The 23621-nt window shown below is 65.1% G+C and carries 30 protein-coding genes; 14 read left to right on the top strand and 16 right to left on the bottom strand.

Annotation, left to right across the window (positions count from 1 at the left end; translation table 11 throughout):
* Nucleotides 1-147 precede the first annotated feature (147 nt).
* The 7 genes from IEY49_RS08630 to ybiA form a co-directional block, all read right to left on the bottom strand.
* On the bottom strand, nucleotides 148-846 hold the full coding sequence (locus IEY49_RS08630; RefSeq protein ID WP_189006861.1) for a hypothetical protein: 699 nt from the start codon (nucleotides 844-846) through the stop codon (nucleotides 148-150).
* A gap of 91 nt (nucleotides 847-937) precedes the next feature.
* Entirely contained in the window at nucleotides 938-1618 is a 681-nt protein-coding gene (locus IEY49_RS08635) for a phage NrS-1 polymerase family protein (RefSeq protein WP_189006864.1), read from the bottom strand.
* 263 nt (nucleotides 1619-1881) lie between these two features.
* On the bottom strand, nucleotides 1882-3240 hold the full coding sequence (locus tag IEY49_RS08640; protein ID WP_189006867.1) for a transposase: 1359 nt from the start codon (nucleotides 3238-3240) through the stop codon (nucleotides 1882-1884).
* A 202-nt stretch (nucleotides 3241-3442) separates the two neighbouring features.
* Entirely contained in the window at nucleotides 3443-4816 is a 1374-nt protein-coding gene (locus IEY49_RS08645; protein WP_189006869.1) for a hypothetical protein, read from the bottom strand.
* A 444-nt stretch (nucleotides 4817-5260) separates the two neighbouring features.
* The gene (locus IEY49_RS08650) at nucleotides 5261-5794 is read right to left on the bottom strand and encodes a hypothetical protein (protein WP_189006872.1); all 534 of its coding nucleotides are present in this window, start codon (nucleotides 5792-5794) and stop codon (nucleotides 5261-5263) included.
* 185 nt (nucleotides 5795-5979) lie between these two features.
* The gene (locus tag IEY49_RS08655; RefSeq protein ID WP_189006875.1) at nucleotides 5980-6564 is read right to left on the bottom strand and encodes a 3'-5' exonuclease; all 585 of its coding nucleotides are present in this window, start codon (nucleotides 6562-6564) and stop codon (nucleotides 5980-5982) included.
* Nucleotides 6561-7046, bottom strand: a complete 486-nt coding sequence (gene ybiA, locus IEY49_RS08660; protein WP_189006878.1) for a riboflavin biosynthesis intermediates N-glycosidase — start codon at nucleotides 7044-7046, stop codon at nucleotides 6561-6563. Before ybiA ends, IEY49_RS08655 begins: the two co-directional genes overlap by 4 nt.
* Here ybiA and IEY49_RS08665 point away from each other — a divergent pair.
* From IEY49_RS08665 to IEY49_RS08680, 4 genes are read left to right on the top strand one after another with little or no spacing between them, the layout of a single operon-like run.
* The gene (locus IEY49_RS08665; protein ID WP_229780710.1) at nucleotides 7045-7647 is read left to right on the top strand and encodes a hypothetical protein; all 603 of its coding nucleotides are present in this window, start codon (nucleotides 7045-7047) and stop codon (nucleotides 7645-7647) included. The two genes, ybiA and IEY49_RS08665, sit on opposite strands and share 2 nt — an antisense overlap.
* Complete coding sequence (locus IEY49_RS08670) at nucleotides 7644-8033, top strand: hypothetical protein (RefSeq protein WP_189006880.1); 390 nt, start codon at nucleotides 7644-7646, stop codon at nucleotides 8031-8033. Before IEY49_RS08665 ends, IEY49_RS08670 begins: the two co-directional genes overlap by 4 nt.
* A complete protein-coding gene (locus IEY49_RS08675; RefSeq protein WP_189006882.1) occupies nucleotides 8030-8539 on the top strand; it encodes a DUF6756 family protein in 510 nt (169 codons plus the stop codon). The genes IEY49_RS08670 and IEY49_RS08675 overlap by 4 nt, the downstream gene beginning before the upstream one ends.
* A gap of 33 nt (nucleotides 8540-8572) precedes the next feature.
* On the top strand, nucleotides 8573-9202 hold the full coding sequence (locus tag IEY49_RS08680; RefSeq protein ID WP_229780711.1) for an SMI1/KNR4 family protein: 630 nt from the start codon (nucleotides 8573-8575) through the stop codon (nucleotides 9200-9202).
* A 169-nt stretch (nucleotides 9203-9371) separates the two neighbouring features.
* Here IEY49_RS08680 and IEY49_RS08685 read toward each other — a convergent pair whose 3' ends face one another.
* The 5 genes from IEY49_RS08685 to IEY49_RS08705 form a co-directional block, all read right to left on the bottom strand.
* On the bottom strand, nucleotides 9372-10088 hold the full coding sequence (locus tag IEY49_RS08685; RefSeq protein WP_189006884.1) for a DUF1963 domain-containing protein: 717 nt from the start codon (nucleotides 10086-10088) through the stop codon (nucleotides 9372-9374).
* 19 nt (nucleotides 10089-10107) lie between these two features.
* A complete protein-coding gene (locus tag IEY49_RS08690; protein WP_189006886.1) occupies nucleotides 10108-10560 on the bottom strand; it encodes a hypothetical protein in 453 nt (150 codons plus the stop codon).
* A 3-nt stretch (nucleotides 10561-10563) separates the two neighbouring features.
* A complete protein-coding gene (locus IEY49_RS08695) occupies nucleotides 10564-11055 on the bottom strand; it encodes a hypothetical protein (RefSeq protein ID WP_189006889.1) in 492 nt (163 codons plus the stop codon).
* 151 nt (nucleotides 11056-11206) lie between these two features.
* Complete coding sequence (locus tag IEY49_RS08700; protein WP_189006891.1) at nucleotides 11207-11647, bottom strand: hypothetical protein; 441 nt, start codon at nucleotides 11645-11647, stop codon at nucleotides 11207-11209.
* 23 nt (nucleotides 11648-11670) lie between these two features.
* Nucleotides 11671-12591 (bottom strand): ATP-grasp domain-containing protein, encoded by a 921-nt coding sequence (locus IEY49_RS08705; protein ID WP_189006894.1) that lies wholly within the window; start codon nucleotides 12589-12591, stop codon nucleotides 11671-11673.
* A 60-nt stretch (nucleotides 12592-12651) separates the two neighbouring features.
* Here IEY49_RS08705 and IEY49_RS08710 point away from each other — a divergent pair, with 60 nt between their 5' ends.
* The 4 genes from IEY49_RS08710 (at nucleotide 12652) to IEY49_RS08725 (ending at nucleotide 15197) form a co-directional block, all read left to right on the top strand.
* Nucleotides 12652-13140: a hypothetical protein gene (locus IEY49_RS08710; RefSeq protein ID WP_189006897.1), complete on the top strand. Its 489-nt coding sequence runs from the start codon at nucleotides 12652-12654 to the stop codon at nucleotides 13138-13140.
* Nucleotides 13137-13574 (top strand): hypothetical protein, encoded by a 438-nt coding sequence (locus tag IEY49_RS08715; RefSeq protein WP_189006899.1) that lies wholly within the window; start codon nucleotides 13137-13139, stop codon nucleotides 13572-13574. Before IEY49_RS08710 ends, IEY49_RS08715 begins: the two co-directional genes overlap by 4 nt.
* 56 nt (nucleotides 13575-13630) lie before the next feature.
* Complete coding sequence (locus tag IEY49_RS08720; protein ID WP_229780712.1) at nucleotides 13631-14143, top strand: macro domain-containing protein; 513 nt, start codon at nucleotides 13631-13633, stop codon at nucleotides 14141-14143.
* Nucleotides 14144-14246: 103 nt separating this feature from the next.
* Nucleotides 14247-15197, top strand: a complete 951-nt coding sequence (locus tag IEY49_RS08725) for a hypothetical protein (protein WP_189006901.1) — start codon at nucleotides 14247-14249, stop codon at nucleotides 15195-15197.
* 246 nt (nucleotides 15198-15443) lie between these two features.
* Here IEY49_RS08725 and IEY49_RS08730 read toward each other — a convergent pair whose 3' ends face one another.
* Nucleotides 15444-16073, bottom strand: coding sequence for a DUF2268 domain-containing putative Zn-dependent protease (locus tag IEY49_RS08730; RefSeq protein ID WP_189006903.1), 630 nt, complete (start codon nucleotides 16071-16073; stop codon nucleotides 15444-15446).
* Between the two features lie 221 nt (nucleotides 16074-16294).
* Nucleotides 16295-16987 carry a class I SAM-dependent methyltransferase gene (locus IEY49_RS08735; protein WP_189006905.1) on the bottom strand — a complete coding sequence of 231 codons (693 nt, stop codon included), beginning with the start codon at nucleotides 16985-16987 and terminating at the stop codon, nucleotides 16295-16297.
* Nucleotides 16988-17150: 163 nt separating this feature from the next.
* Here IEY49_RS08735 and IEY49_RS08740 point away from each other — a divergent pair, with 163 nt between their 5' ends.
* Nucleotides 17151-17693, top strand: coding sequence for a hypothetical protein (locus tag IEY49_RS08740; protein ID WP_189006907.1), 543 nt, complete (start codon nucleotides 17151-17153; stop codon nucleotides 17691-17693).
* A gap of 30 nt (nucleotides 17694-17723) precedes the next feature.
* Here the strand turns inward: IEY49_RS08740 and IEY49_RS08745 are convergent, their stop codons facing one another.
* Nucleotides 17724-18485, bottom strand: coding sequence for a hypothetical protein (locus tag IEY49_RS08745; RefSeq protein WP_189006909.1), 762 nt, complete (start codon nucleotides 18483-18485; stop codon nucleotides 17724-17726).
* 203 nt (nucleotides 18486-18688) lie between these two features.
* Here IEY49_RS08745 and IEY49_RS21415 point away from each other — a divergent pair, with 203 nt between their 5' ends.
* A complete protein-coding gene (locus tag IEY49_RS21415) occupies nucleotides 18689-19675 on the top strand; it encodes a CCP domain-containing protein (RefSeq protein ID WP_229780713.1) in 987 nt (328 codons plus the stop codon).
* A gap of 155 nt (nucleotides 19676-19830) precedes the next feature.
* On the opposite strand, the gene IEY49_RS08755 is transcribed toward IEY49_RS21415, so the two are convergent.
* Entirely contained in the window at nucleotides 19831-20523 is a 693-nt protein-coding gene (locus IEY49_RS08755) for a hypothetical protein (protein ID WP_189006911.1), read from the bottom strand.
* A gap of 225 nt (nucleotides 20524-20748) precedes the next feature.
* Between IEY49_RS08755 and IEY49_RS08760 the strand changes: the two genes are divergently transcribed.
* The 4 genes from IEY49_RS08760 to IEY49_RS08775 all read left to right on the top strand — a co-directional run bounded on the left by IEY49_RS08760 (nucleotide 20749) and on the right by IEY49_RS08775 (nucleotide 23543).
* Nucleotides 20749-21417 (top strand): MarC family protein, encoded by a 669-nt coding sequence (locus IEY49_RS08760; RefSeq protein WP_268239020.1) that lies wholly within the window; start codon nucleotides 20749-20751, stop codon nucleotides 21415-21417.
* 121 nt (nucleotides 21418-21538) lie between these two features.
* Nucleotides 21539-22105: an HNH endonuclease gene (locus IEY49_RS08765; RefSeq protein WP_189006914.1), complete on the top strand. Its 567-nt coding sequence runs from the start codon at nucleotides 21539-21541 to the stop codon at nucleotides 22103-22105.
* Between the two features lie 149 nt (nucleotides 22106-22254).
* The gene (locus tag IEY49_RS08770) at nucleotides 22255-22803 is read left to right on the top strand and encodes an HD domain-containing protein (RefSeq protein WP_189006917.1); all 549 of its coding nucleotides are present in this window, start codon (nucleotides 22255-22257) and stop codon (nucleotides 22801-22803) included.
* A 206-nt stretch (nucleotides 22804-23009) separates the two neighbouring features.
* Nucleotides 23010-23543 (top strand): hypothetical protein, encoded by a 534-nt coding sequence (locus tag IEY49_RS08775; RefSeq protein ID WP_189006920.1) that lies wholly within the window; start codon nucleotides 23010-23012, stop codon nucleotides 23541-23543.
* Nucleotides 23544-23621: the final 78 nt, after the last annotated feature.

Genomic DNA, 23621 nt, shown 5'->3' on the forward strand with positions numbered 1-23621 from the left:
GAATAATTCTCGCACCCGCTTAGGAAAACTTAGGAAATTGTGTTATAGACGGTGTTTTTCGATGTTGTTACCAATGTTCGAACACGACGCTTTCAGCTTAGAAAATTGTTTAACGTTAAACGTTCTGGCACGTGTGTCACTCTGAAATCAGAACACCAATCCAGGAATGAAACAGGGGGGCGCCTTCACCTTCAAGCGCCGCTGCTGCTCCCGTTTGACTGCCAGAGACAGCCAGTCCTCCACTGCGTCAATCTGCCCGGCCAGCAGGCACCCGAGCAGTGAACCTGGCCGTCCCTCCGAACCCGGAAGCTCGGGGTAATCCCGGCGCAGGCCTGCCGGCAGGTCCGGTTCCACCGTTCGCAGCACTCCCGCCAGATCGCGCAGCCGTAACAAGGCCAGATTCCGGGGAGCAGCCAGGGCCTGTCCCTGGCGGCATACCGCCGCCATGAGATGCTCCCACTCGTCCCGGTCCAGTCCGTACCCGGCGGTCCGCACGTCACGTTCGCCGGCGCCGCGGAGGTCTCCCTGGATGGGTACCAGACCCCGCAGAAGGAGCCGCAGGGGTCTGTACGCCCAAGCTGCCGGTACGGTCATCACCAGCACGGCATCCCAGGACTCCCCTCCCTCCCCTGCTTCCTCACGAGGATCGAGCGTCACGCCATTCGGCCACACGACGCAGCCATCGGGACGCAACATGGCGGCCGCCAGCACCCCGGCGTTCGCCAGCTCAGCATGTCGCTCGGACCGGCGAAGAAATGACGTCAAGGAGAACTGGTAGGCGATGTCATCCCAGATCAGCCACAGCCGGTGAGGGCCATCGGCGACCACCATTCTTTGTTTATGCATGTTCACTCCAGGGAGGCCAGGCAGGATCCGCTGGCCGGACTCAGGACAGGCGAGCAACGACCCCGCGGCCGGTAGGAAGGGCCCGCGCACATCAGCGATGGGCGTAGCCAAGGAACTTGGCAACGTTATCCACGCTGAGTTCCGCGTACGTGCGCGAGTCTGACGACGCTTTCCGGTCTGTTTTCGCGCGGTACAGCGCCGACGCGCGGAAGAGCCGCAGGGTCCGGGTCCGGTCTCCACCCGTGAAATGCAGCAATGCCGCGATGAGGGACGCGTCTGCCTCGGAGCGGCCCAGGCCCTGCTCCGACCAGGCACCCTCGTCATACAAGGCCATGAAGCGGTGCCCCCCACGCGACCGGCGTGCCGCTTCAAGAATTGCGGTATCCGGGCCGTCCACAGGAGACGGGCCTGAAGGGGACGGCAGCGGCTGATGGGTCCGTAGGCTGCCAGCCCTGCGGACCAGGTCGTCCAGAACTGCCTGCCCACAGGGGATGCAGCGCGGGGAGCCGTCCAGCCGGCGCCCGGAGACCGTCACGAAAGAGTGCGCGAGCAGTTCCTGACTTTCGTGGGGACCCTTCCGCAGATACCTGCGAACGGGCCCTGGAATCCGGCCTTGCAGCAGCACATGAACCCCGGACGTGACGGAGCGCTCCGTGTATCCGCCCAGTCGTGTGATCGTCTGCTGTGCCTCCAGCGTCAGGTGCCCTTCCTGGTAAGCCCCGTCGAGGTCCAGACACACCACACCGACGTCCGGGGTCAGGGCGAGGCCCACCCCCGCCAGCGAAGTCCTTCTTGCCCGTTGCGCTTCTACACATGCGGCCAGGGCCTCATCCGCCGTGAGCCAATGGCCAGCCTGGAAAGCATCGACGACCTGCCAACAGCCTGCAACACGTGCGCACGGCGCTTTGCCCACACCATTGCGCCGCGGAATCGCAATCCAGGGCAGCCACCGTCTTCGCAGACCGCCGGGCCAGCCAGAAGCCAGTGCCATGATCGCCTTCGGGTCACACGCCAGGGTTGACGGCATCGGTTGCGTCACGCCGCCTGATCCTGCAAGGACGCCCACGCCAGGCGGCAGATGCGCTCGGCGGCGTTGACGTCCGCGATCCGCCACCCATACGGCGATTTGAACAGCAGCCCGCGCCGGAGGCCCCGTTCACCTGTCCTCGCGCACGTCACGCTGGTGCCGGCCGGATCAACCCACACCGGCTGGCGCAGCTGCGTCAGGATCTCCATCGCCGCCCCCACGCCGGAAACCTCCACGAACTCGCCAAACCTGGCGGGCCCTTCGAGGTCGTGGAAATTCAGCCTCTCCAACGCGATGTGCTCGTAGGCCAGCAGGCCGTGTGGACCCACCGTGACCGCGTCCAGGGTCGGTTGCAGGGCCGCGCGCAGCAGCGCGTACCAGCGCACTCTCGACCGCTGGTGATCAAAGGGAGTCCGGACGCGGCCCTCTCGCCGGCCCACCCCCGGATACGCCCAGCAGCGGGCCCAGTCGTTGGTCACCAGTCCACTGGGACCCCACAGGGAAGCGTACGTGACCGGGTGCCGGATGCCGAGATCCGCCCCAACCAGCGGGTAAACCGCCGGCGGGACCGCGACCTGGAAGGCCAGCCGCAGCCACCACCGCAGCTGACCGTCCGTCCCGCGCCGCCGCACCAGGGCCTGCACCCCCTGATACAGAACCTCAGGTCCAGGAGGAAGGGAGGTGGTCTGGGGCAGCGCGCCGGCGGGATACCTCCCCAGAAGGTGAGCCAGGGACGCCGCCTGCTGAGGATTCCCGACCGGCAGGCGCGCCAGCAGATCCTCCTGCCAGCCGAAACGGTCCGCCCGCTCTGCATGCAGTCGCGCCAGGACCGCCTGCCGGCAGGCCACCGGCAACGCCAGGTGCACAGGTACCAGGGCGTCCTCCAGTCCCAGGATTTCCACCACATCAAGGGCATGGAACGTAATGGACGACCCCACAGGAATCTCCGCCTGATCCGCCGGGTACCGCACGTCCGGCAGGGCCGCCAGCGGCACCCGGCTACCCGGAACGAGGTGGGCGCACTCCTGCTGAAACGATCTGGCGAGTTCGTCCACGGTCGCGCTGGCGAGCATTGCTGTCCAGCCAGACGCCTGCCGCGCCTGCATCAGGGCCCGGCAGGCCGCGGTGCGCGTGATGACCGGAACGCGACCGACCGTATCCAGGGGCGGAATCGGCGGAGCGTGCCCCCGCAGCGCCTGGGTCACCGTCACCTCTACGCCAAGCGCCTTGAGCCGGGTAACGCTGGCCAGCGCGTTCCTCAGGTCGCGGGTGACCCGGGCCAGCTCATCAAGGCTCGTTTGCTGATGGGCACGTGCTTCGAGGGGCACATGCACCGATACTTCTTTTAACTGTCCTGCTGGGTCCATCGGGCCTCCGTGGCGCACATCTGCGCCATGCCCTTCTGGTCGGGCGACCGCCCGCACCTCACTGGCTCACCGCAGACCGCTCCATCAGGCCCCGCCCGGGGAGCGCCCCCGCTCCCCCTCCCCCGTGACCCCAACCCTTGACCTTTCGGCAGCTACGTCATCCCTGAAGGCTTGGCCCGAACTTCGCTGATGACGCGAATCCTTACCGGTGGGCAGCCGGGAGCAGGAGGGTCCAGCCGGCAATCACCGGCCGGGCGAAGAATGTTTTCGCGTCCTGCCTCACGTACTGCCCGATGGCGGCTGGGCCTGCACGAAGGACTTTCAGCGGCGGTAGCGCCACCGCGCCCACACCCAGGGCGATCAGGCACAACAGCGTGACGGCACCCATCGTCATCCAGGCAGGTGGTGTGCTCTCCTCCACCACCCCGACCGATTCCACATCAGGCGGCGCCTGCACTGGCGGCTCCCCCCTGACCATGCCGAGTGCTGGGCAGATCCGTTCCGCTGGGGCCTCCGCAACGGACGCTACCGGGTCCGTCAGAGTCGTTCCGGGGGCCTTGTCCGCAAACTCCCCCCGCAGATACGCCCGCAGCAGCCCCTCACGCGATGAACGCTCCTCGTACCATCCGAGGGCCCAGTGCACCTCCGCCAGGACCGTGACGTCAGCCGGACTCATGCTCTCCCCTTCCTCGTTGAGCAGGCCTTCTGCGCGCCGCGCCGTCACCCACGCCCGGCGGTAGTTCACCGCTGAAGCGCGCGACACCCCCAGCACCTCCATCAGCATCGCGTTGCTGATCTCCGTCACTCCTGCCTGCTGCCACGCGGCGATGCGTGAATTCACGGCGGCGCGGCGGGCCTCATGTGGATCGTTCAACTCGTCAGCCAGGGGGGGTGTGACCGGCTGCCCAGAAAGCTGAGGGGCCATTGTGGACGTGGCCGTGACAGGGGGGATGACTGGGTTCCATTGCACGTGCCACACCGTCACATCATGGTCGGGGATGGCACGGCCCAGCCAGCATTCCAAGGTCTCCTGGCGCTCAGGAGTGGGGGCCAACCACAACTGTGGTGCGGGGTCCTCCGCGTATTTCTGCGCTTTTCTGGCGATCTGCTTTTCGGTGTATTTGGCACTGTCGGCTTCGACCAGCGTCCTGTACGCACCGGGAGGATGGGCAACCGCGTCAACCAGGTCGCCGCGCTTAAAGCGGTGGTGTTCGTCATGGGGGGTGTACAGGTGCGCCGTGACCCGCCATGCCCCCAGTTGAGCGCCCATCCGGTGCCGGGCGACCGCCAGCATGGCCAGTTGTCGTAATTGAAAGGCAGGAAGCCTGTGAATGGGTTCCTTACGGTCCAGCATGCTCACCACGAACGTCACGGTCTGCGGCTGACTCCGGGCGGATTCGCCGACTTCGACGGTCGTCAACCGGAGGTGGTGCTCAGCCAGCAGAGCCTGATCCTCGGGGGACGGGTCAAGGGGGACTGCAAACCGCAGATGGGCGTCAGCCAGGGTAATCGCGCGGTCCAGATACACGGCGGCGCGCAGGGCCTGAATGGCCTGAGGCCAGGGGGGTGGTGTCATGCCTTCAGCTTGCGCGACATGTCAGACCCCGTGACAAAAAAATGGAAAACGGCCTGCCGGGCAAGCCGTGCCGGACCGTGGAGTCACGCCATTCGTGCAGCGGGCAAGGGGCAGGAGAGAGCGTGACGCAGAGATGGGTCCAGCATCACCCGAACAGGCCCCGGAGCGCCTTGTCAGGTTCATGGTGTGCCGTGGACGCACACAGGGGATGAACGGTGCCCGTCGGTGAGCCCGTTCACTCCGATAAACAGGGTTCACCCGGGAAACCAGCCGTCCCGCTCAGCGGCGATCGGCGCCGAACACCCGACTGGCTGGAATTTCGGGGGTCACGCGTTCATGGCGGTCGTGGGCCAACCGCTGAGGGGTGCACGATGGAACACGGAGGGAAGCAGTGCATGGGTGGGCATGAGTCACCGGTGACCTGGCTGTCAGCCCGGCGGTGGTTCAGGTCGCCGCGAATCCACAGTCAGCCTCCGCCAGCGTTTGGACCTTACGGAATGCCGCGCTGTCGGGCGTCCAGTCTGGTGGCAGCAGTCCCAGGGGCGTCGATCCTGACAGATGAGACCGGGGCCGGGTCCACCACCGCATCACACCCTTCTCGGTTAAGGTGGCCCGCAACAGTTGGACAATGGACGTTACGGCCGCCTGGCGCGCGCTTGCTTTCTCGGTAAGGACAGATCCAGGTGGAACACCAACCAATGACGTCCACAGGTCATGACCCAACGTGATCAAGGCCATCATGGCCTCAGCCTGCTCCACGGTGATGTGCTCGTCAGGGCCTTGATCCGTTGCAGTCTCTTCAAGGGCCCTGAGCATCGCCTCGCCCAGCTGAGCAAGGTCAAGGGTGGTCCCTGAAGGCAGGACGTAGGCCTGAAGCGCGGCCATGACGACCTCCTCAAGCGAGCAGTTGTGGGCTTGAGCGATCTGCTCCAGCGTGGTCAGCAGCTGCGAATTCAACGTTACGGTGACCTGGGTCATACCTTATATATGTACGCGCCGGGGCAACCGCCCGGCGCGTCAGAGCTTTTCACTGGACCGCCTGATGCCGACTATCGCAGGCACCCGCCTCAAGTCCTTTATCGTGTTCGCTCTGTAAGTCTGGTTTCATCAGGAGCAGGGTGAGACCATCCCTCTACCTGGGAACAAGCATCCGTAATGGATGCTTATGACTGTCCCGCAGAGGGCTGTGCAGGCCAAGCCCCCCGCTCCATCAGGTGCATAACGAGCGCGGCGATGTTCCAGGCGTCATCCTCCCCACGGTGATGCCGGCCTTCGAGAGGCAACCCTGCCAGTGAAAGCGCGCCATCCATCCCCGGGCGTTTCTTCAGCCCGTAAGCGCCGGTGAACACGGCCTTCACGTTGGTGTGCCGGCTTGAGAACGGGTACGCCACCTGTCCGGACGTGCACTGCCGCTGGACCTGCTTGCGGTCGTAGTCTCCCCAACTCGCCCAGGCGCGCGAGCGCGACCGGAAGGTGTCCTCCAGCTGCCGGCAGGCCTCGCGGAACGTGACGCCGCCCTCCACCTCCTGGGCTGTGATGCCCGTCAATCGCGTGCAGAACGCACCGACTTCCGAACGCTCGGGACGGACGAGGATTCTGGCGCGCTCTACACGCTCCTGTCGTTCCAGTTCCACCACGGTCAGGCCGATCTCGATGATTTCATGGACCTGCCCGGGCGGCGGGTCACCCTCCCAGCAGGTTGCTTCGACATCCACCACGTTCAGGAACCGTCCGAAAGCCTCGGTCATGGCGTGCCTTCCCGCAGGGCGTCCCGGACCCGCATCAATGCGAGGCCAAGCAGATTCTGTCCCCACTGGTGAGGGTGCGTCGGAGCGTCCTGTTCACTGAATCCGATGCCCCAGATGGCGTCCGTGGGGGAAGCTTCCACCAGCAGGGCGTCTCCCGTGGCAAGCAGTACCCCGCGCAGATGGGGGATTTGGGAGAACTTGTGCAGGCACGCGTCAAACGCGACCCCTTCCCGCATGCCAGACCAGACGGCATCGTCGTACGGCTGCACCCGGCGCCCGAGTTTCTTGCACTCTCCCGGGTCCCGCGCGGCCAGGATGCGCTCAGCGGACGCCTGGTCTCCGAAGGTCAGGGCTTTGCGGTACATGATGTACTGCTCGGCGGTGTGGAAGGTCTGACCGTCCACGCTGAACACGGACGGATGAAAGTTTGAGAACGGGTGCGCCGTCCGGTAGAAGTAGATGGGGTCCGCGTCGTGGGGCATGGCACCGACGGTACTGGAGGGGAACGCTCGCGGGCATGGCCCGGATGGCGTACGCCGGAGTGACCATGCCCGCCTCGAATTCGTGCGCTACGGTGACTGCATGGCCACCCGTGACCCCCGCTGGCTCCACGCCTTATTCCCGGAGAATGCCCACCGCAGCCTGCCCTGGGGTGAGGTGGGTGCGCGCGTCACGCTGTACCGGCCGGTCGGTCTCGCTGAACTCCACCTCCTGGCGCAGAGCGACTGGCAGGCGTTCCCGCCGCGGCTGCCGGACCAGCCGATCTTCTATCTGGTGCTGAATTTCGTGTACGCCGAGGAGATCGCCCGGGACTGGAACGCGAGGACCGCGCCCTGGGCCGGCTTCGTTACGCGATTCGACGTGCAGGCTGAGGTCGCGACCCGGTATGAGATTCAGGTCGTGGGCAGTGAGCAGACGCACCAGGAGCTGTGGGTGCCGGCCGAGGAGCTCGACGCGTTCAACGACGCGATCCTCGGGAACATCGCGGTGGTCGCGTCGTATGTGGGACCGCACTTTGAGGGGACCATTGACGCTGCAACCCATCTTCCGCACGACCTGATGGCCAGGCCAGACCAGCCGTGACCCAGCTCAGGGTCGTCGCTGATGACCTTCCCGAAGGCTGGCGTCTGGTGGAGGCGAACGAGCGCCAGAGCCTTGAGAGTGAACTGGCGCGGGAAGTGACGACCGGGCACGTTCTTCAGGGCCTGACCCCCGCAGCCATCGCGACACGCGAGGACAAGGATGACGTGCTGTTCTTCGTGACCGGCACCAAGAGCGCCTTCGCCGTGGTGCATCTGACGTGGAGTGAATTCACGCCAAGCTGGCCGATGACGCGTCTATTTTCCTCCCTTCACGCCTGGCGTGCCGAGGAAGAGATAGGCGCGAGCGCGACGGCTCCAGCAGAGCGGATGGAGAGACAAGAGCCCGTCGATACGCCCGTCGCTTCGGACCGTGCGGAGGAACCGTGAGGGCCCATGTTCGCGAAGCCCTCCAGGACGCCGGCCTGTCGCACAGCGACCTGGTGCCGGTGCGCCTGACGCGCTACCAGGCGGTGCTTGAACGGGTGCTGGAAACGTTCACGACGTTCGGCGTGCGCGGCGAGAACCGGCTGTGGCTGTGGGAAGGCTTCAAAGGATCCAGGGTCTCCACGCCAGTGGAGGACGGACCCAGTGTGATGGCGCAGCTGCTGGCGCCCCATGATCTGGTGTGGCTGCTGCTCGAAGACTGGGAGGGAACCAAGAAGCGCGGGAACTACTGGGTGTTCGAGGGTGAAGTTCAGTCGGTCACAGCCGTTCTGAAGCACCTGTTCCATGTCGAGTATTACGTGGTGGACCGTGAGTTTGCCTGGTTACTCTGCGAGAACCACCACGGCGTCATGACGGCCGTAGGTCGCACCATGCCTGAACGGCTCCAGGCGTGGGTGGCTTCGCCGTATTCCCCGGCGCCCCTTAAACCACCGGCGCAGGGATGCTGAGGTGGAGCACTGCCTGCCCAGTACAGTAACGCCGTGCCCTCGGACCCCCTCACCACCCTCCTTTCCATCGCCAGTCAGCCTCTCTGCGCCCACTCACCACAGGTCCTACCCCCAGCCCCACCAGTCCTCCGTGATGCGCTGTCGGCCCTTCTGGGCAGGCGTAATGGGTTCTACGCGTTTGAAGCGGCCCTCCATGTCCTGCCGGCATGTTCGGAGCGCTTCGGACTTCAGCACTGGAACGAACCTGACCTCTGGCGGGGCGAGTACGGTGAACTCGCCGATGGCCTGCTCTTCTTTGCGCAGGATGTCTTCGGCAACCAGTTCGCCCTTCACGACGACGGCGTGGTGCTGTTCGACGCGGAAACAGGCGCTCTGGAGATCGTGGCACCGACCCTCCCAGGATGGGCCGAGGCGCTGCTGACAGAGAACTACTGGTCAGGCTGGTCGCTCGGTCAAGCCTGGCAGGCGCAACACGGCCCCCTTCCCCTGGAAAAACGCCTTATGCCCAGCCGACTGTTCGTGTTGGGCGGCAAATATGAAGTTGACAACCTACGCGCGGTGGACACGGTGGAAAGCCTCCGTGTTCGTGGCGACGTGGCCCGCCAACTCCGGGATCTCCCGGACGGGACAGAGATTGAGCTGCGCGTTCTGCCGGTTGAGTGATGGCGTACACCGGTTTAGTGCATCAGACTTCCTGATGACCAGTGGCAGCAGGTGGACAACACGTGAGTCAGGGCGCACCGAGAAGTGCTGAGGGCATCGCATGGAGGGGCATGTGAGGCTTGGTGTACTGGACTGCACATGGACGTCTGCGTTGCGTGAGTGACGAAGCTCACGGGAACTGCACGGAGAACGTCCATGTGTCACGAGCATCGCCCGTTCCGCGCCCGAAATACGCGATCCCGCCTGCTGGCCAGGCGAACCCCGCCTTTTCTTCCGTGTCGATCTGAAAGGCATACTCCGGACTTGCTGGATGTCGATTCCACGGGGCCCAGAACATCTCGCTTTGGATGAGGTCCGGCCAGCCGCCCAGCTTGCTACCGCCCGCCGCGCCGAAGGTGTCGTACCACCCATCAGCCACCGTGTCCGCCGTCTCCTCTTCGAACGCGTCATACACCAGTGCGGCCGCATCCTCCCAGTCGGGCAGATCCTCGTCCAGCCGCTCGTACCACACCGGGAAAGCCCGTAGGGTTCCCATCTCCAAGTCCGTGGGCTGAATCAGCGGACGCAGATTCTGCCTTTCCATGTAGGCCCGAATCACCCAGCCCCTCCCGTTCGCCGCGCCGTCCAGAGGAAGGTCCGTCGCGACGAATACGGTGATCAGCGCGAGGTCCGCCAGCGCAGGTGGCACGAACGGCGCCTCACTCAGGTTGAGTTGTGCGAGCGGCCGCATCGGGCGCCCCTGAAACGTCGGCCAGTCCTGATCCGGTAGCGCGAGATTCACCCGTCCGAACCAGGACGCGGCCGGGTCTTCCGGAGGGCGGCCGCCGAGCACAAGCCTGGATGCAGGGTGGGCGAACTGCTGCCGGAGGTTCGCGATGACGTCCATCAACACAGGGTAACGAACGTCACAACTGCGGGGCCCTGCTGATGGGTGCGATCCGGTCGTAGGAAACGGTGACTCGCGCGCTGCGGAACGTGATGCAGAACCACCGGAACAACTCACCCCGCTGCTCCTCAAGCCAGCCGGTCAGCGCCACATCCGGGGTGAGGTCGCACTCCAGCACCTCCCGCAGGCGATGCTCGCGAGGATCGAAGGGCATCATCGGAAGGGTGCTTGGATCCGGACCCTTCTCCAAGGGTTGGGCGACCTGGGCTGCAAATGACGCCTCCTGCCAGGCCTCCACGGTGACCCGGACGTCCACGTACTCCCGCTCGGGCCAGTCCGCACCGTCCAGGAGATAAGCACCTTCAAAGTGAAGCCCGAACCGTCGCGCGGTAGGGTCGAAGGTGACCCCGAGCAGATCATGGTCGTGCGTCACCCCGAGTGTGTCGTACGCCTCAGCAGGCAGGACCGGCATGCCTCAGAACTCCCGAAGGGAGTGCCGCACCACCCGCGCGCGGACGCCGACGCGACGCAGCACCTCCGGCAGCCAGTGTTCGATCGTGGAACTGAAGTTGCGGTTAATGGGCTCGCCGTTCACGTGTCCGTTGATCCCCAGGACCTGCCCATCCTGCCCGTACGGAAGCAATTCGATCAACGCTTCAGGCTCCTCGGGCGCGTCCTCCCCGAGGGTGTCCAGCACCACCCGGCCGTCCTCAGCCGTCACACGCACGTGATCCACCACGGAGAAGTACCCGCAGTGCTCGGTGAACACCACCACCTGCCGGCCTGAGAGATCGTGCACCACGAGCGCGCCGTGGAAGGTGGCGTGGCTGCCGTCCTGGAAGCGCAGGGTCAACGTCTCTCGGAAATCCTGCGCCCGCAGTCCCCGCGCGCGAATGTCCTGCTCATCCCGCCCCAGTTGCATGGCCAACGCGCCAGCATACGTTTCGGTCCATTCGGATCGCCTCACCGGGTCAGTATGCTCGTGCCAGCATTCGCGCCTGGTGGCTCCAGCCGTCTCAGCGGAAGGGGTTCGTGTCACCACTCCTGAGGCTGTTGATGCAGTGGTCAGAAAATCAGACTGGTCTGATCTTTCCCCGGACGCTGCACACAGCTGAACTTCAAGACCGTGTCACACGGCGTTCGAGGGCAGGGATGTTGTTCGCGTCGTACTCCATTTCAAGGTCAGCCTCGTCAGACGGCCAATCCGTGATGACCCAGCGCTGCCCCATCAGTGAGCAGGGCGATTCGTTGCCGCCCGTCAGCACGTCCGGGCGCAAGGTCCAGGTGTACCGGCCGCGCCAGCAGTCCAGTGTGACCGTCGCCTCAACCGCCTCCAGGGTGGACAACAGGCCCGCGAATCGCCACAGCCACTCGGGCCAGTCTCGTTCGATTTCCTTGAACGTGCCGCCCAGAAAGATCGAAGGGGCCTGGTACTGCTGTACCCCTTCCGCGTGGAAGATGTCCGGGAAGGGGTACAGCGGATCGTACGGGAAGGCGGCCAGGGCCCTACGGTTGAAGTCGCCATCATCGTTCCTGCGCATCTGGATGTGCCCGTACACGACGGAACGGTTTCCTATGGGGTTCAGCCACGCCTGGCAGGTTCGCCCAGCAGGCGCGCGAGCGCTCCGTACAACCCTGTGCGGTTGGCCCATTCCGGCAGTCCTGCAACCTGGCCGTCACCAAGCTCCACCACTCGCCATTCGCCGTCCTCGCGCTGAGCCACGTCCATCGTGAACAAGCGGCTGTTCACCCGGCGTGCGACCTCCACGAAACGACCGAGAGGCAGCGTTTCTTCGGGGTAGTCGCCCTCCTCCCAGTACACGTCGCTCGTCACGACCTCACCGTCCAGGACGAACAGACGGTACTCCCGCGTGAGCGGCATGCCGCTTCGGGAATGTGTGGCCAACGCTTTGAAGGGCTCGAAAGCGCGCAGCACCAGGCCGCCCTGGAACTGCTCCCCCTGCCGGGCGAGGAACGTCTCGATGACCTGCATCGCCTGCTCCACGTCCATCGCGTCAGGGATGAAGCAGGCCTCGAGCCACTCGTGCTTGCGGGACTTCACGTAATCCTTGACAATCAAGGGCTGCGGGCCGAACGATTCGAGGATAGCCTTCACCTCTTCACGGTCGACCTCCGCTGGTGTCGCCGCGCGTACCCAGTCCGTGCCGGGGGTCACGTCTTTAATGTCGCTGTACGACTGAGGCAGGTGGTGGGTGTACAGGTACTGCTCAGGCGTGTTCACGAGACTCCACCCACGCGCCTTCAGGGCGTCATACAGGGTGGCGTATGTCTCGGGCCGCATCATCCAGCCGCGGAACACGGCCAGGCCAGGTTCAGCCGCAGTCGGCACCCACCGCAGCGCCTGCTTGACGTCTCCGCTTTCCAGCGCCTCAAAGTCCAGCAAAGCCACGCTCAGGTCGTGACGTTCAGCTTCGCGGAGTTCATCAGCGTAGGCCTCATCCGGAACGCGCCCGGCAAAGGGTTCGGCGGGAAACAGCAGCATGGCGTCAGTGTAGGTGAGCCAGGCCGCCCGTCGCCGGAAGGCTCGTGTACCGTGAGTTGAATGCTGGAGGAGAATGGCACACGGGAAACCACGTCACTGGAGGTGATGGCGGCTGTTCAACGATCATCCAGCCTGATCCTGCATCGGGAGGGCGCCTCCCTCGCCGACCTCTGTGGCACGCTCCAACTTCTCCTTCAGGAGGTGATGGCATGTCCGAACGACATTTGCTGGGATGACGACGCCGAGTCGCAGTGGCGGTACTTCGAACTGCGCACACAGATCGCAGCGGTCTGGCCGGAGCTCGGCTTTTACGACACCTCCACAGGTGGGGCGCTCGATCTCGCCGACCTGAGCGACTTCGGGGATGCCATCGACGATCTGACCGACATCGCTGTGGACCTGGACAAGGCCTGGCAACTCGCGGCGGTGGACACCGTAGGGGCGTTGTCGTGGTTGAGGTTCGCTGCGCAGACGCACTGGGGGCAGCACGTCCATGATCTTGCCGGGCACCTTCAGCAGCGTGTGCGTGATGGGAGAGAGGGCTTGTGAACTGGACACCCGTCGTGACCATCAGCGCCTCCCAGGTGCCTTATGGGGTATCGGGCGAGGGACAGTGGGGGTTCAGGCATCAGGACGGTCTGTGGATGGAAGTCAGCCTGCGGGGATCGCCGTCCCTGGTCACGGTGGTGCAGGAGGAACCTGAAGAGTTCTTCGAAAGGCTTGGCGCGGGACTCCACGCTGCGGGCCTCAACCCGACGCTGGCGCAGGCTTTCCCGGTGGAGTTGGCCGTCCAGATGGGGCTGACCTGGAACTCGGCGTTCTGGGAAGCACGGGCGTTGCGATGGGTGAGTCCTGGCGAGGCCCACCGCTACGCTGCGGAGCTGCACCACCTCACCCTGCACGGCAGGACGCGGGCGGTCCGGGACGAGGCCAGGCGGCTTCTTCGGCACGCCGCGTCCGGCACCACCAACGTCTCGTTCTGATCGTCAATTCTCGCGTGATCCTGCGCCATTACGCGGAAGCACCCCTGAAGGGCAGCATGCGACGATGCACTGGCATGCTCACCTACCGCATTGGCGACGCCACGCAGCCCGAAGGCACCGATCCCAAGGTGCTGGTTCACGTCTGCAACGACCAGGGTCATTGGGGCGCCGGATTCGTCCTGGCCTTATCTCGGCGCTTTAAGGCGCCTGAATCGGCCTACCGCGCCTGGGCAAAGGGCCAAGCTGACGGGCAGGACCCGTTCGAACTGGGCCGGGTGCAGTTCGTGAACGTCGAGCCGACCTTGTGGGTCGCGAACCTGATCGGTCAGCACGACATCGCTCGGCAGGCCCGTGCCACCAGCGTGCCGCCGGTGCGGTACGCCGCGATCCGAGAGGGCCTCAGCCGGGTCCGCGCATTTGCTCAAGAACATCAGGCGAGCGTGCACATGCCCCGCATCGGCGCCGGCCTTGCGGGAGGGGACTGGACGGTTATCGAGGGCATCGTGCAGGACGAACTTGCCAGCCAGGGCGTGCCAGTTACGGTGTACGATCTGCCGCCGCGTCCATGAGCAAACTGGTGTCCCTCGTCGAAGCTGAAACGCCGGATGCAAGACAGGGTGACCACTCCAGTTTCAACACGCCTGGAAGTGTCGTGACTTCTACACTGATCCCGTGCCGGACGCCTTCACCCTGGAGCAGATCTTCCCACCCGATGCGCACCCTTCAGCCCTCCTGCGAGACTTCAGCGCCTGGCATGCCGACACCTTTACCGGGGCCTTTTGTGGATACGAAATTGCCCCGACCCGGCTTGACGACTACTGGATTGAGAACGGTGCTGACCTCGCCGATCACTTCGCGCTGTTCCTGAACCTTGGAGACGGGTCCATGGTCGGTTACTGGTACCCCGAGGGGGTGGGACCAGAATCAGCACCGATCGTGCTGCTCGGCTCCGAAGGCCAGACGGAGGTGCTCGCGGATGACCTGGAAGGCCTTCTGGCCCGCATCGCCCTGGGCACGTTTGAAGATGACGGTCCACTGAGCAGTTTCCTGCCCTTCGACGATGACGGAGAGGAGGCTCAGGATCTGGTTGATCTTGCCAGCTGGCTGCGGGAACAACTCGGCCGTGAGGACCTTGAGGCCCTGGTCGGGGTTCGTGGCAGCTACCCGGACTTGCAGGGCTGGCTGGACGGCTGGCAGGCTTCACACGTTCAGGCAGTCCGCGAGGAGGCCGTTTTCATCCGCATCAGTGAGCTTCTGAGCGGATACCGGCCGAAGGAATCCTGGCAGACAGCCAACTTTCGTGTGGTGGTCGTCGGCGAGCACTACGAAGCGTGGCATCTGCGCCATGGGCCGCAGCCATTTCCGGAAGCCTCGGCCCTCGAAGCCCTGATCCGGGAGGCACGGACAGCCCGGGCAACCCGGATTCCGGGGCGGGGCGCCTGGTTCGCGGCGACCGTGCGCCTCTCTCATGACGGGAGCGTTCTGGTCCTCGGGGACTTTGCGAACGAGCCTGACTTCCAAGGGGACGTGCCGGGCACCGAGCAGTACGACGCGGACCTGCACCTGTTTCCCCGTGACGCCCGGTGGATGCCCGGGTGGTTAAAGGAGAAGATGGCGAAATGACGCAGGCCCCGCTGGAGGTGGCCTCTGAAGCACACGCCCAGCATAGGCTCCCCCTCGCAAGTCAGACGGTGGGGCCATGACCGCCGAGGCAGGTTTTGAGGACACGGGCGCCTGGGCCGGTGCAAGGCGCCATTACCCCTCAGCAATAACAATGCGAAAGCGAAGGCTTCCGCGCCCGTGTGGTCCCCTGCCCGGAATGCCCGACCCACGGCCAGCGCAGCCGAGCTCACCTGGCGGACGTCACCGTCAGGGCAGCGCACCCGACCCCAGGGCGACCGCCATGGCATCGAGCCGCGTCATGTCCCGCCAACTCATGTCCGGGAACCTCGCACGGAACGCTTGCACCATCCGCGTTCCCACGTCGTACCCCGTCCAAGGCGCGAAGTCGTGACCGCCGAACAGGAATGCGCCTGCATCCACGGTTTGCTTGCCGCGCAGCACCTCCCCGACCACACCTAAAGCGTTCCGTGCCTGCATCTCTGTCAGCGCGCGCGTCCACGGCGCCACAAAATCTGGCTGAAGTTCGCGCGCGAAGACGCACGCGCGGCCCTCCATCACGACGGCCTCCACCAGCGAGAGGTCCACTGTGCGGTCCACGTCGTCTCGCGTGTGCACCCACGACGCGTGATGCAGTTCGTGCGCTACCGCGTCCACCACGAACGGCTGCCACGAGGTGGTCGGCGCGACCCGCAGCACCACCACCCCCGCGCCCACCGTGAGGCCCGCCACGCCACCCATGCGTTCCAGCACGAACGCATTCTCGGGCGACTCGGGCAGCAGCACCACCGTCACATCCGTGAGGTCGAGCAACCTGGCGCACCGTGCGATGGTTTCCCGCGTCAGCGCCATCACTTCCGCCTCGAACGGCTCGTCCAATGACGGCCAGCCGTAGCTCGGCGTCCCTGGCGCGAACCCCGCCGTGAACCGCGCCCACGCCTCCCCTCGCACGAGCCCCCCGACCCTTTGCGTCACGAGCTCGTCGTACCGCGAAGGCGTCCGCCACGCCTCCCGGTACGTCCCGAAGAAGCTGATGACCCTCACCACGCTCGCTCCGTCGTCACTTCGAACACCGTCGACCGCGCCGGAAATACACGGCGTCACCCTGGCACACGCGCTTCCCACAGCAACCACCGGACGGGCTTCGCGTACCCGCCCTCCGGGTGCGCGTGCTCCCGGGCGAGGGCGCGCAGCAGGTCCGCATGCTCGGGCTGCCGGACGTCCGGCATGCCTGGCGTGCGTTGAAGGTACCTGGCGAGGTCCGTGACGGTCGGGAAGCGCAGCAGGTCGTCGAGCCGCTCGTAGCGGACGACGCTCAGACCGGAGTCGCGCAGACCCCCCGCGTCCCGCTCCAGCGGGTGAAGCCCCAGCAGCACCCCACCCGCACGGACGAGAGCAGGCACGACCACCGTGATGTTCGGCCCCCGGCGGGTGTACGCCACGTTGAACGCCCCCCTTGTGAGTCCAGCGTCCTCGCGGGCGTGCGCGTGCACGAACGTCACGTTCTCCATCCCCTGCGCCTCAGCGGCGCGTCGGGCATTGGCGAGCATGCCCTCGGAGAAGTCGACGCCCGTCACGTGCCTGGCGTGCTTCGCGACGGAGAGCGTGAACGCGCCGTCCCCGCAGCCGAGGTCGAGCACGTTCATGCTGGGCGTGAGCTCGGACACCCGCGTGTCGAAGAGCTTCTGTGCGTCCGGGCCCTCGACCGTCTGCGTCCACGTCACCGCGTACCCGCCTGGTCTGCGCGCCACGTCGTCACTCCACGCGCGCCCCGCGCCCTCTCGTCTCGTCATGCGTCCTCCTGATGCCGATCGTAGCCTGCACCAACGCCAGCAGGACGCGCAGATGCCAGCGTGCCGTGTTCGGCGCATGGATTCCCACGCAGGGGTGCAAAAGGGAATGCAGCTGTCGCACGCAGGAGCCCACGATGCCGCAGAAACGACGTACGCTTCTCGCATGATGGTGCGTGGCCTCTGGGTGAGCCTGTTATTGGGCGGCGGGAGCATGGCTGCCGCGCCGGATCACGGACAGTGTGGTTATGGGGTCACGATCACCGCCAGTTACGTGATTTTCGAAAAGACCAGGGTGCCGACAGGCGGCATTCCGTATGCGTGCGCGCTGGTGAGACGGGACACGGTGACGGGTCTCGTGGAGGTCGAGCACCACGTCTTCAATGCCATGGAGGACGTTACGCGGCTGTTCTTCAAACCCAGGATCGGCTTGATCTGGCGAACGAACGCCCATCTCATCGGTGCCACGAAGCACGACTACCTCTTCGCCGCAGACAACAGCGGGGAGCCCCTGCACGAGGCGCGGGTCTACCACATCCATAAGGGCACCCTCGCACGCCGCACCACCCGGCTCCGCCTTCAGGCACGTCCAGGGTGCGGGGAGATTGAATTCGTCGGGCAGAACACCGCCTTCCGCCCTCCATACCATGTTCAGGTAAGCCGCGTGGACGGCTGTGGCCTGTTCACCAAAACCATTCCGTTGAGATGACGCGTGGAGCGGGCGTTCGTCCCCAGTGCTTTAAGGCAGTATTCCCACCCGGACGACTGGTCGCTGTCGCTCAGACTCATGCCAGTCGAAGCGGGTGACAAAGTACCCACAGCGGTCGTGGCGCTGCGCCCAGTAAAACCGCTCGTCCGCTTTCGTCGCGAAATTTTCCATCACGAGCGTGTCGTCCAGCGGCCTACACTGCGGCCGCTCGGAAATCTTCAACTTCAGGAGGCGCGACTGACCCGTCGAGGTGTTCATAACCTGGAATTCCAGGTGGACCGGATCGTTGGGGGCGCCCGCTTTCGTCGGCCTGCGGAACAACACGCTCCCCTTCGCAGTCGCTTGTGGACTGCTGGTCGAAGTGGTCTCCCAGAGGGGTCGGCCATCCCGGAGGCGGAATCCGAAATTGTCCAAGCTCATGTTTACCCCACCATCGTTGCGGGTGACCCACAGGGCGTCGTCCGCCATGCCCCAGGCGTGGAGTCGACCGTAGATGTTCCGCTCCCACAAGGTTTGGCCGGTCGCGCCGGACAGCAGGGTGATCACCACTTGCTGGGTACCGAACTGAGGATTACCGGTTTCGGTCAGCACCAGCACGTTCTGCCGCACCCGTCCGGTATCCGCTACCAGCGCCTTGGGAAAGGCCCGCGTCCATACCACACCGCCACGGGAATCCTCAGCACTCACTGCATGCTCGGCCGCACGAAGCCCAGTGGACGCGACCGGCGCGGCGGCACCTCCAGCCACTGCTGATCCCAGGTGGAGCGCAAGCAGAAGCGGGATGGCTCGCATGGACGTAGCGTAAGCCTTTCCCAAGCAGACATTCATGGGTGGGCCTGGGGTCCGGGCTGTTCCTGTCAGCAGGATGCTCCTGTCGCAAAGAAATTCGGTCGGGCCATGAGGCACCACGTGACGCCCTGGTAGCCTGTTTGCATCTGTCCGTCGCACACCACAAACTTGCGCACATAGCGGGAGTGGGCCACGTACAGTGCGGCATGATCTCCTCTCTGCGGATCCTGGCCCTCGGTCTTCTCATTGGCGGCGCGGCGCTCGCACAACCGGCTAACCCGGACCTGTTCTCCCGGCTGACTGAGACCGAGCGCGCCCTGCTGCTCGCCACCGCCGGAGTCGGCAGCCCAGACGCCTTCCGTCCTGCCCAGCTGCCACCGGCGATGTCCTTCCGCTTACCCAACCTGCCGGGACAGACGCTGGTCGGGTCGGTGGTGCAGCCAGGAACCACTCTGATCGTGGTTCGCACCACCGCCACCCCTGAAGCGGCGCAGGTCGCGGCGATCAAGGTGCTCGCGCAGGAAGGGTGGCGCAATCAGCACGATTCCGCCGCTACCCAGAACGTCTTTCAAAGCAATTTCGGAGACGGGTCGGTCATCCGGAACTCCATCAGTCAGTGCAAACCCGGCGTGCCTGGCGTTGTCACGGTGCACGCTATCCCCACCCCTCAAGGCACTCAGGTCACCTACCGCTATTACTCGATGGAGGGGTTCAGCGTGACCTGCCCGGCCAACCTGGAGTGGACCGACCCAGTCCAGCGGAATTTCTACGCGCCGGGACGCAACCTCCCTTCACGCGATCCACTGACCGAGCTACGGGCCGGTGGCCTGGTACTGCCCTCACTTTCTGCCCCGTCCGGCGGCAGGGTCAACTCCAGCGGCAGCAGTTACGGCAGCGAAGGTCCGAATGGGCCGTACTACATCACCTATGCCATCGTTCGCGCGCCACAAGCTCCCGACGCGGTGCTGACGCACTACCTCGGCACGCTGCGGGCGCAGGGCTGGACGCCCGGCACCCCGAAACGCAGTCCGGAAGGCGAGTGGACCGTGAGCCTGACCGCGCAGCAGGGCGGTGAGGAGCGGCGCGCGACCTTCTCCCTGATGCCCCGTCCGGAACTGGGCACTACAGAGGGCGACATCCGGCTGAACCGGGTGGACGTACAGTTCGCGTACGGTCAGAAGCCGAATTACTGATCACGGGCGGGGTCACTTCTTCTGCGAGGGGTTCATCGTCTACGCACCAAAGTCTTTCACTCCTCCCTGGAACCACTGCCTGCCTTGCTCGGCAGCCCGAAGCGTGAACAAGAACCGGGCCCCCAAACTGGGGGCCCGGTTTGCTGGCGGTCAGGTCAGCAGGAACTGCCACCGTCGCCGCAGCCATCACCACCCCAGCCGCCGTCACCGCTCCCAGTCCCGATCGCGGAGCCGTACATGACGACGCCCGGACCCGTGGCGTCCGCCCGCACTGTCCGGCGCGCAGACGCTGACCACAGGCCCCCCGACAGTTCCCACAGCAAGGCCACCAGGCCGAAGCCCAGCAGGATCGCGGCACCCGTGGGAAGGACTTGGTTCGCCACGAGCAGGATCATGACGCCAGCCAGAGCGACGCTGATCAGCGTGCGGGCGTGGCGGGTCACCCACCCGCTCAGGGTCCGGCCAGGCGTGACGCGCGGGTCGTGCCAGACGTTTGCCGGAGCGGGGTGCCCGAAGGTGGCGGAGTACCGGTCAAGGGTGTCGGTGTAGACGTGCGCGCCATTCACGGCCCAGGCGGAGCGCAGCGGGTCGCCCGCGAGGTTCACCAGGGTTTGCCAGTCGTCGGGGGCGACGCTGCGGTGCAGGTCGTGGGCCATCGTCACGTGGCGGCTGGGGGCGGCGGGGCCGAGAGCAGCGAGGGCCAGGAAGCGGCGGTACTCGGTGAGGACCAAGGAGGCATGCAAACCGGTCCAGTGGTGGGTGGTGGCGAGGGTCTGGCAGAAGCCGTCGGGGAAGGGATGGTCGAGCAGGGCGGCGATGACGGGGTTGGAGCGGAGGGTGAGGGTCATGGGGATCTCCAGAAAGAGGTCGGGGTGGTCCTGCCTCTGGATATGCGGGTGGGCGGGAGCGGGTTCCCGCGGGCATTCACCGAAGAAGGATCGCGGAAGCGCCGTATGTAGTGCCGAAGGGTCTTGCATCTGCCAACGCGCAGCGGCACTGGACGGCTGCCGAATTGAGGGGTCAGGTCAGGCATTCATCCGAGGAAGGCAGCATGGTCCAGTACACTTCCGGCAGTGGAAGATTTATTTGGTCTAGCAACTCAGACCTTCCTGACCATGCTCGTCGTGATGGACCCCATAGGGCTGGCCCCTATTTTTATCGGGCTGGCCAGCAACCGCCCCCGGTTCGAACGACGGCGCGTGGCCCTGAAGGCCACCATGGTGGCAGGAATTATTATTCTCATGTTCGGTTTGTTTGGCCGTGAGCTGCTCGAACACCTGGGCATCAGTCTGAGCGCCTTCCGGATCGCCGGAGGGGTCCTGCTGTTTATGATTGCGCTGGACATGGTCTTTGCACGTCCCAGCGGCAGCAAGGAAACGCCGGAAGAGGAGCAGGAAGCCCACGAGCGTCAGGACATCAGCGTGTTCCCGCTGGCCATTCCCCTGATCGCCGGCCCCGGGACCCTGGCCAGCATCATGATCCTGGCCGGCGACGCGCATGGAGAGCCCCTGCTGCTGGGGGGCGTTTTTGGGGTGACATTCCTGGTCCTGCTGCTGTGTTACCTGGCACTGCGCCTGTCAGGACAGATCGCGCACGTGATCGGCCTGACAGGAGTCCACGTGGTGACCCGCGTTCTGGGCGTACTGCTGGGGGCCCTGGCGGTGCAGTACATCGCAGACGGCACGCTGGAATTGCTGCGCGGCGGCCTGAAAATCACGGTGCTGCCGCTTCCCCTGACCTGAGCGCTCAGTCGCTATACCTCCGGAAGACCGTCCTGCAAGCCATTTCACGTAGGGACGGTAAAGGTTTTGGTAGGTGAGGCGGCGCAACATCGCACTGGCGAGCGCACTTTAGAATGCGCGCATGATTTCCAGAAAGGACATGCCGGGAGGGGAGGAAACGCGAATAGGTCGGGTCGCGGCCGATTTGAACGCGCCGCGGGTGCTGGTGCTGAACGCGTCATACGAGCCGCTGCACGTGACCAGCGCCAAGCGCGCCATCACGCTGGTGCAGTACGGTGTGGCCGAGGTTCTGGAAGACAGTGACGATATCGTCCGCTCGCCCAGCATGTACATGCAGGTGCCGAGTGTGATCCGTCTGCGCCGCTATGTGCGCCGACCGAAAGTGCATCCGGTGCCGTTCAACCGCCGGAACGTGCTGCGGCGTGACACCTTTGCCTGCCAGTACTGCGGCTCACGCGATGAACTGACCATGGATCACGTGATGCCCCGCTCACGCGGGGGGCGGCACCACTGGGAGAATGTCGTGACGGCCTGCCGCAGCTGCAACCAGCGCAAGGGCAGCCAGACACCAGACGAGGCCGGGATGCCGCTGCGGACCCGGCCTCGCGCTCCCAGCTTCGGCGTGTATGCCCACGGGCAGTACGCCCACTGGCAGCCCGGCTGGGCAATCTATCTGAACGGTCACTGACCGTATTCAGCGGCTGCCCGTCTCTCTTCGGCTCCAGAATCAAATTTAACCTCGCTGGAGAGTTCAGGCGTCTCTGCAGTGCGCAAACCACACCACCGCCGGGGACTCGTTTCCCGGCAGCCTTTCTGGGTGCTGCTTTACACTCAGGCATGAACCGCGAACAGGCCTATACGCTGATGCTGGAGCACACGCCCAGCGATTCGCTGCGCCGGCACATGCTGAACGTGGAGACTGCCATGCGCTGGTATGCCCGCCACTGGGGTGAGGACGAGGAACTGTACGCAGTGACGGGGCTGCTGCACGACTTTGACTACGAGGCGCACCCGGATGAGCATCCACACTGGGGCGTGGCCTATCTACGTGACCATACCGACACCCCGGAAGAAGTGCTTGACGCCATCCTGGGCCACGCGACCTTTACCGGCGTGGCCCGTGAGACGCGGCTGGCCCGCACGCTGTTCGCTGTGGATGAACTGACCGGGCTGGTGCAGGCCGCCGCATTGATCCGGCCTGACCGGGACGTGCGTGGGGTTGAGCTGAGCAGTTTGAAAAAACGCTTCCGTAACAAGGCTTTTGCAGCCGGCGTGAACCGTGACGAGGTCCAGCAGGGCGCTGAAGAACTGGGCGTTGACCTTGATACCCATATGGCCAATGTCCTGCAGGCTCTTCAGACGGCTTCCCCTGCAACATCTGCCTGACCAAGTGCCGTCCCAGGTTCCCGCCGGTGAGCCAAAAACTGCCGCAGCAGCGAGCGAAACTTCTTCAGACAGAATCTGAGGAGCCAGATTTCTGCTCATAAAGGTCTTCTATGGGAGTTCTCAGCGTCCGGGTTGAAGCGCGCGTCACAATCACGATTGTTTATCCCCCTTCCAGGCGGAACTCAATTCATTTCAGGAGAACTCACATGAACAAGACCCTGCTGACGCTGGCCCTGATTTTTGCCGCCCCCACCGCCCTGGCCGTTGCGCCTTCCTCCAGCTACGTGCAGGTGCAGGACACCGACACCACGGGGACCGACACGACCGGCACCGACACCACGGGGACTGACACGACCGGTACCGACGCCACGGGGACCGATGCGACCGGCACAGACACCACAGGGACCGACGCGACCGGTACCGATACCACGGGAACCGACACGACTGAGGGCGCTGCTGAAGAAGCTGGCGAAGCCGTGGACGATGCCGCTGCCGCTACCGGCGACGCCGTAGACGACGCTGCGGCCGCGACTGGCGAAGCTGTGGATGACGCTGCCACCGCTGCTGACCCCAACGGCGACGGCGTGGTCGACACCAACAACGACGGCACGGCCGATACCCGTCAGTTCCCCTGGGGCCTGCTGGGCCTGCTGGGTCTGGCCGGTCTGATGGGCCGCAACCGCCCCGCTCCTGTGGTGCACTCCACCACCACGACCACCGGCACCCACACCAACCGCTAAGACCAGCGACAGTCCAAAGAACGGAGCCACCAGGAGCAGGTTGTCCTGGCGGCTCCATTCTTTGGTTCACCTTGAGCG

Source organism: Deinococcus malanensis, assembly GCF_014647655.1.
Lineage (GTDB): Bacteria > Deinococcota > Deinococci > Deinococcales > Deinococcaceae > Deinococcus > Deinococcus malanensis.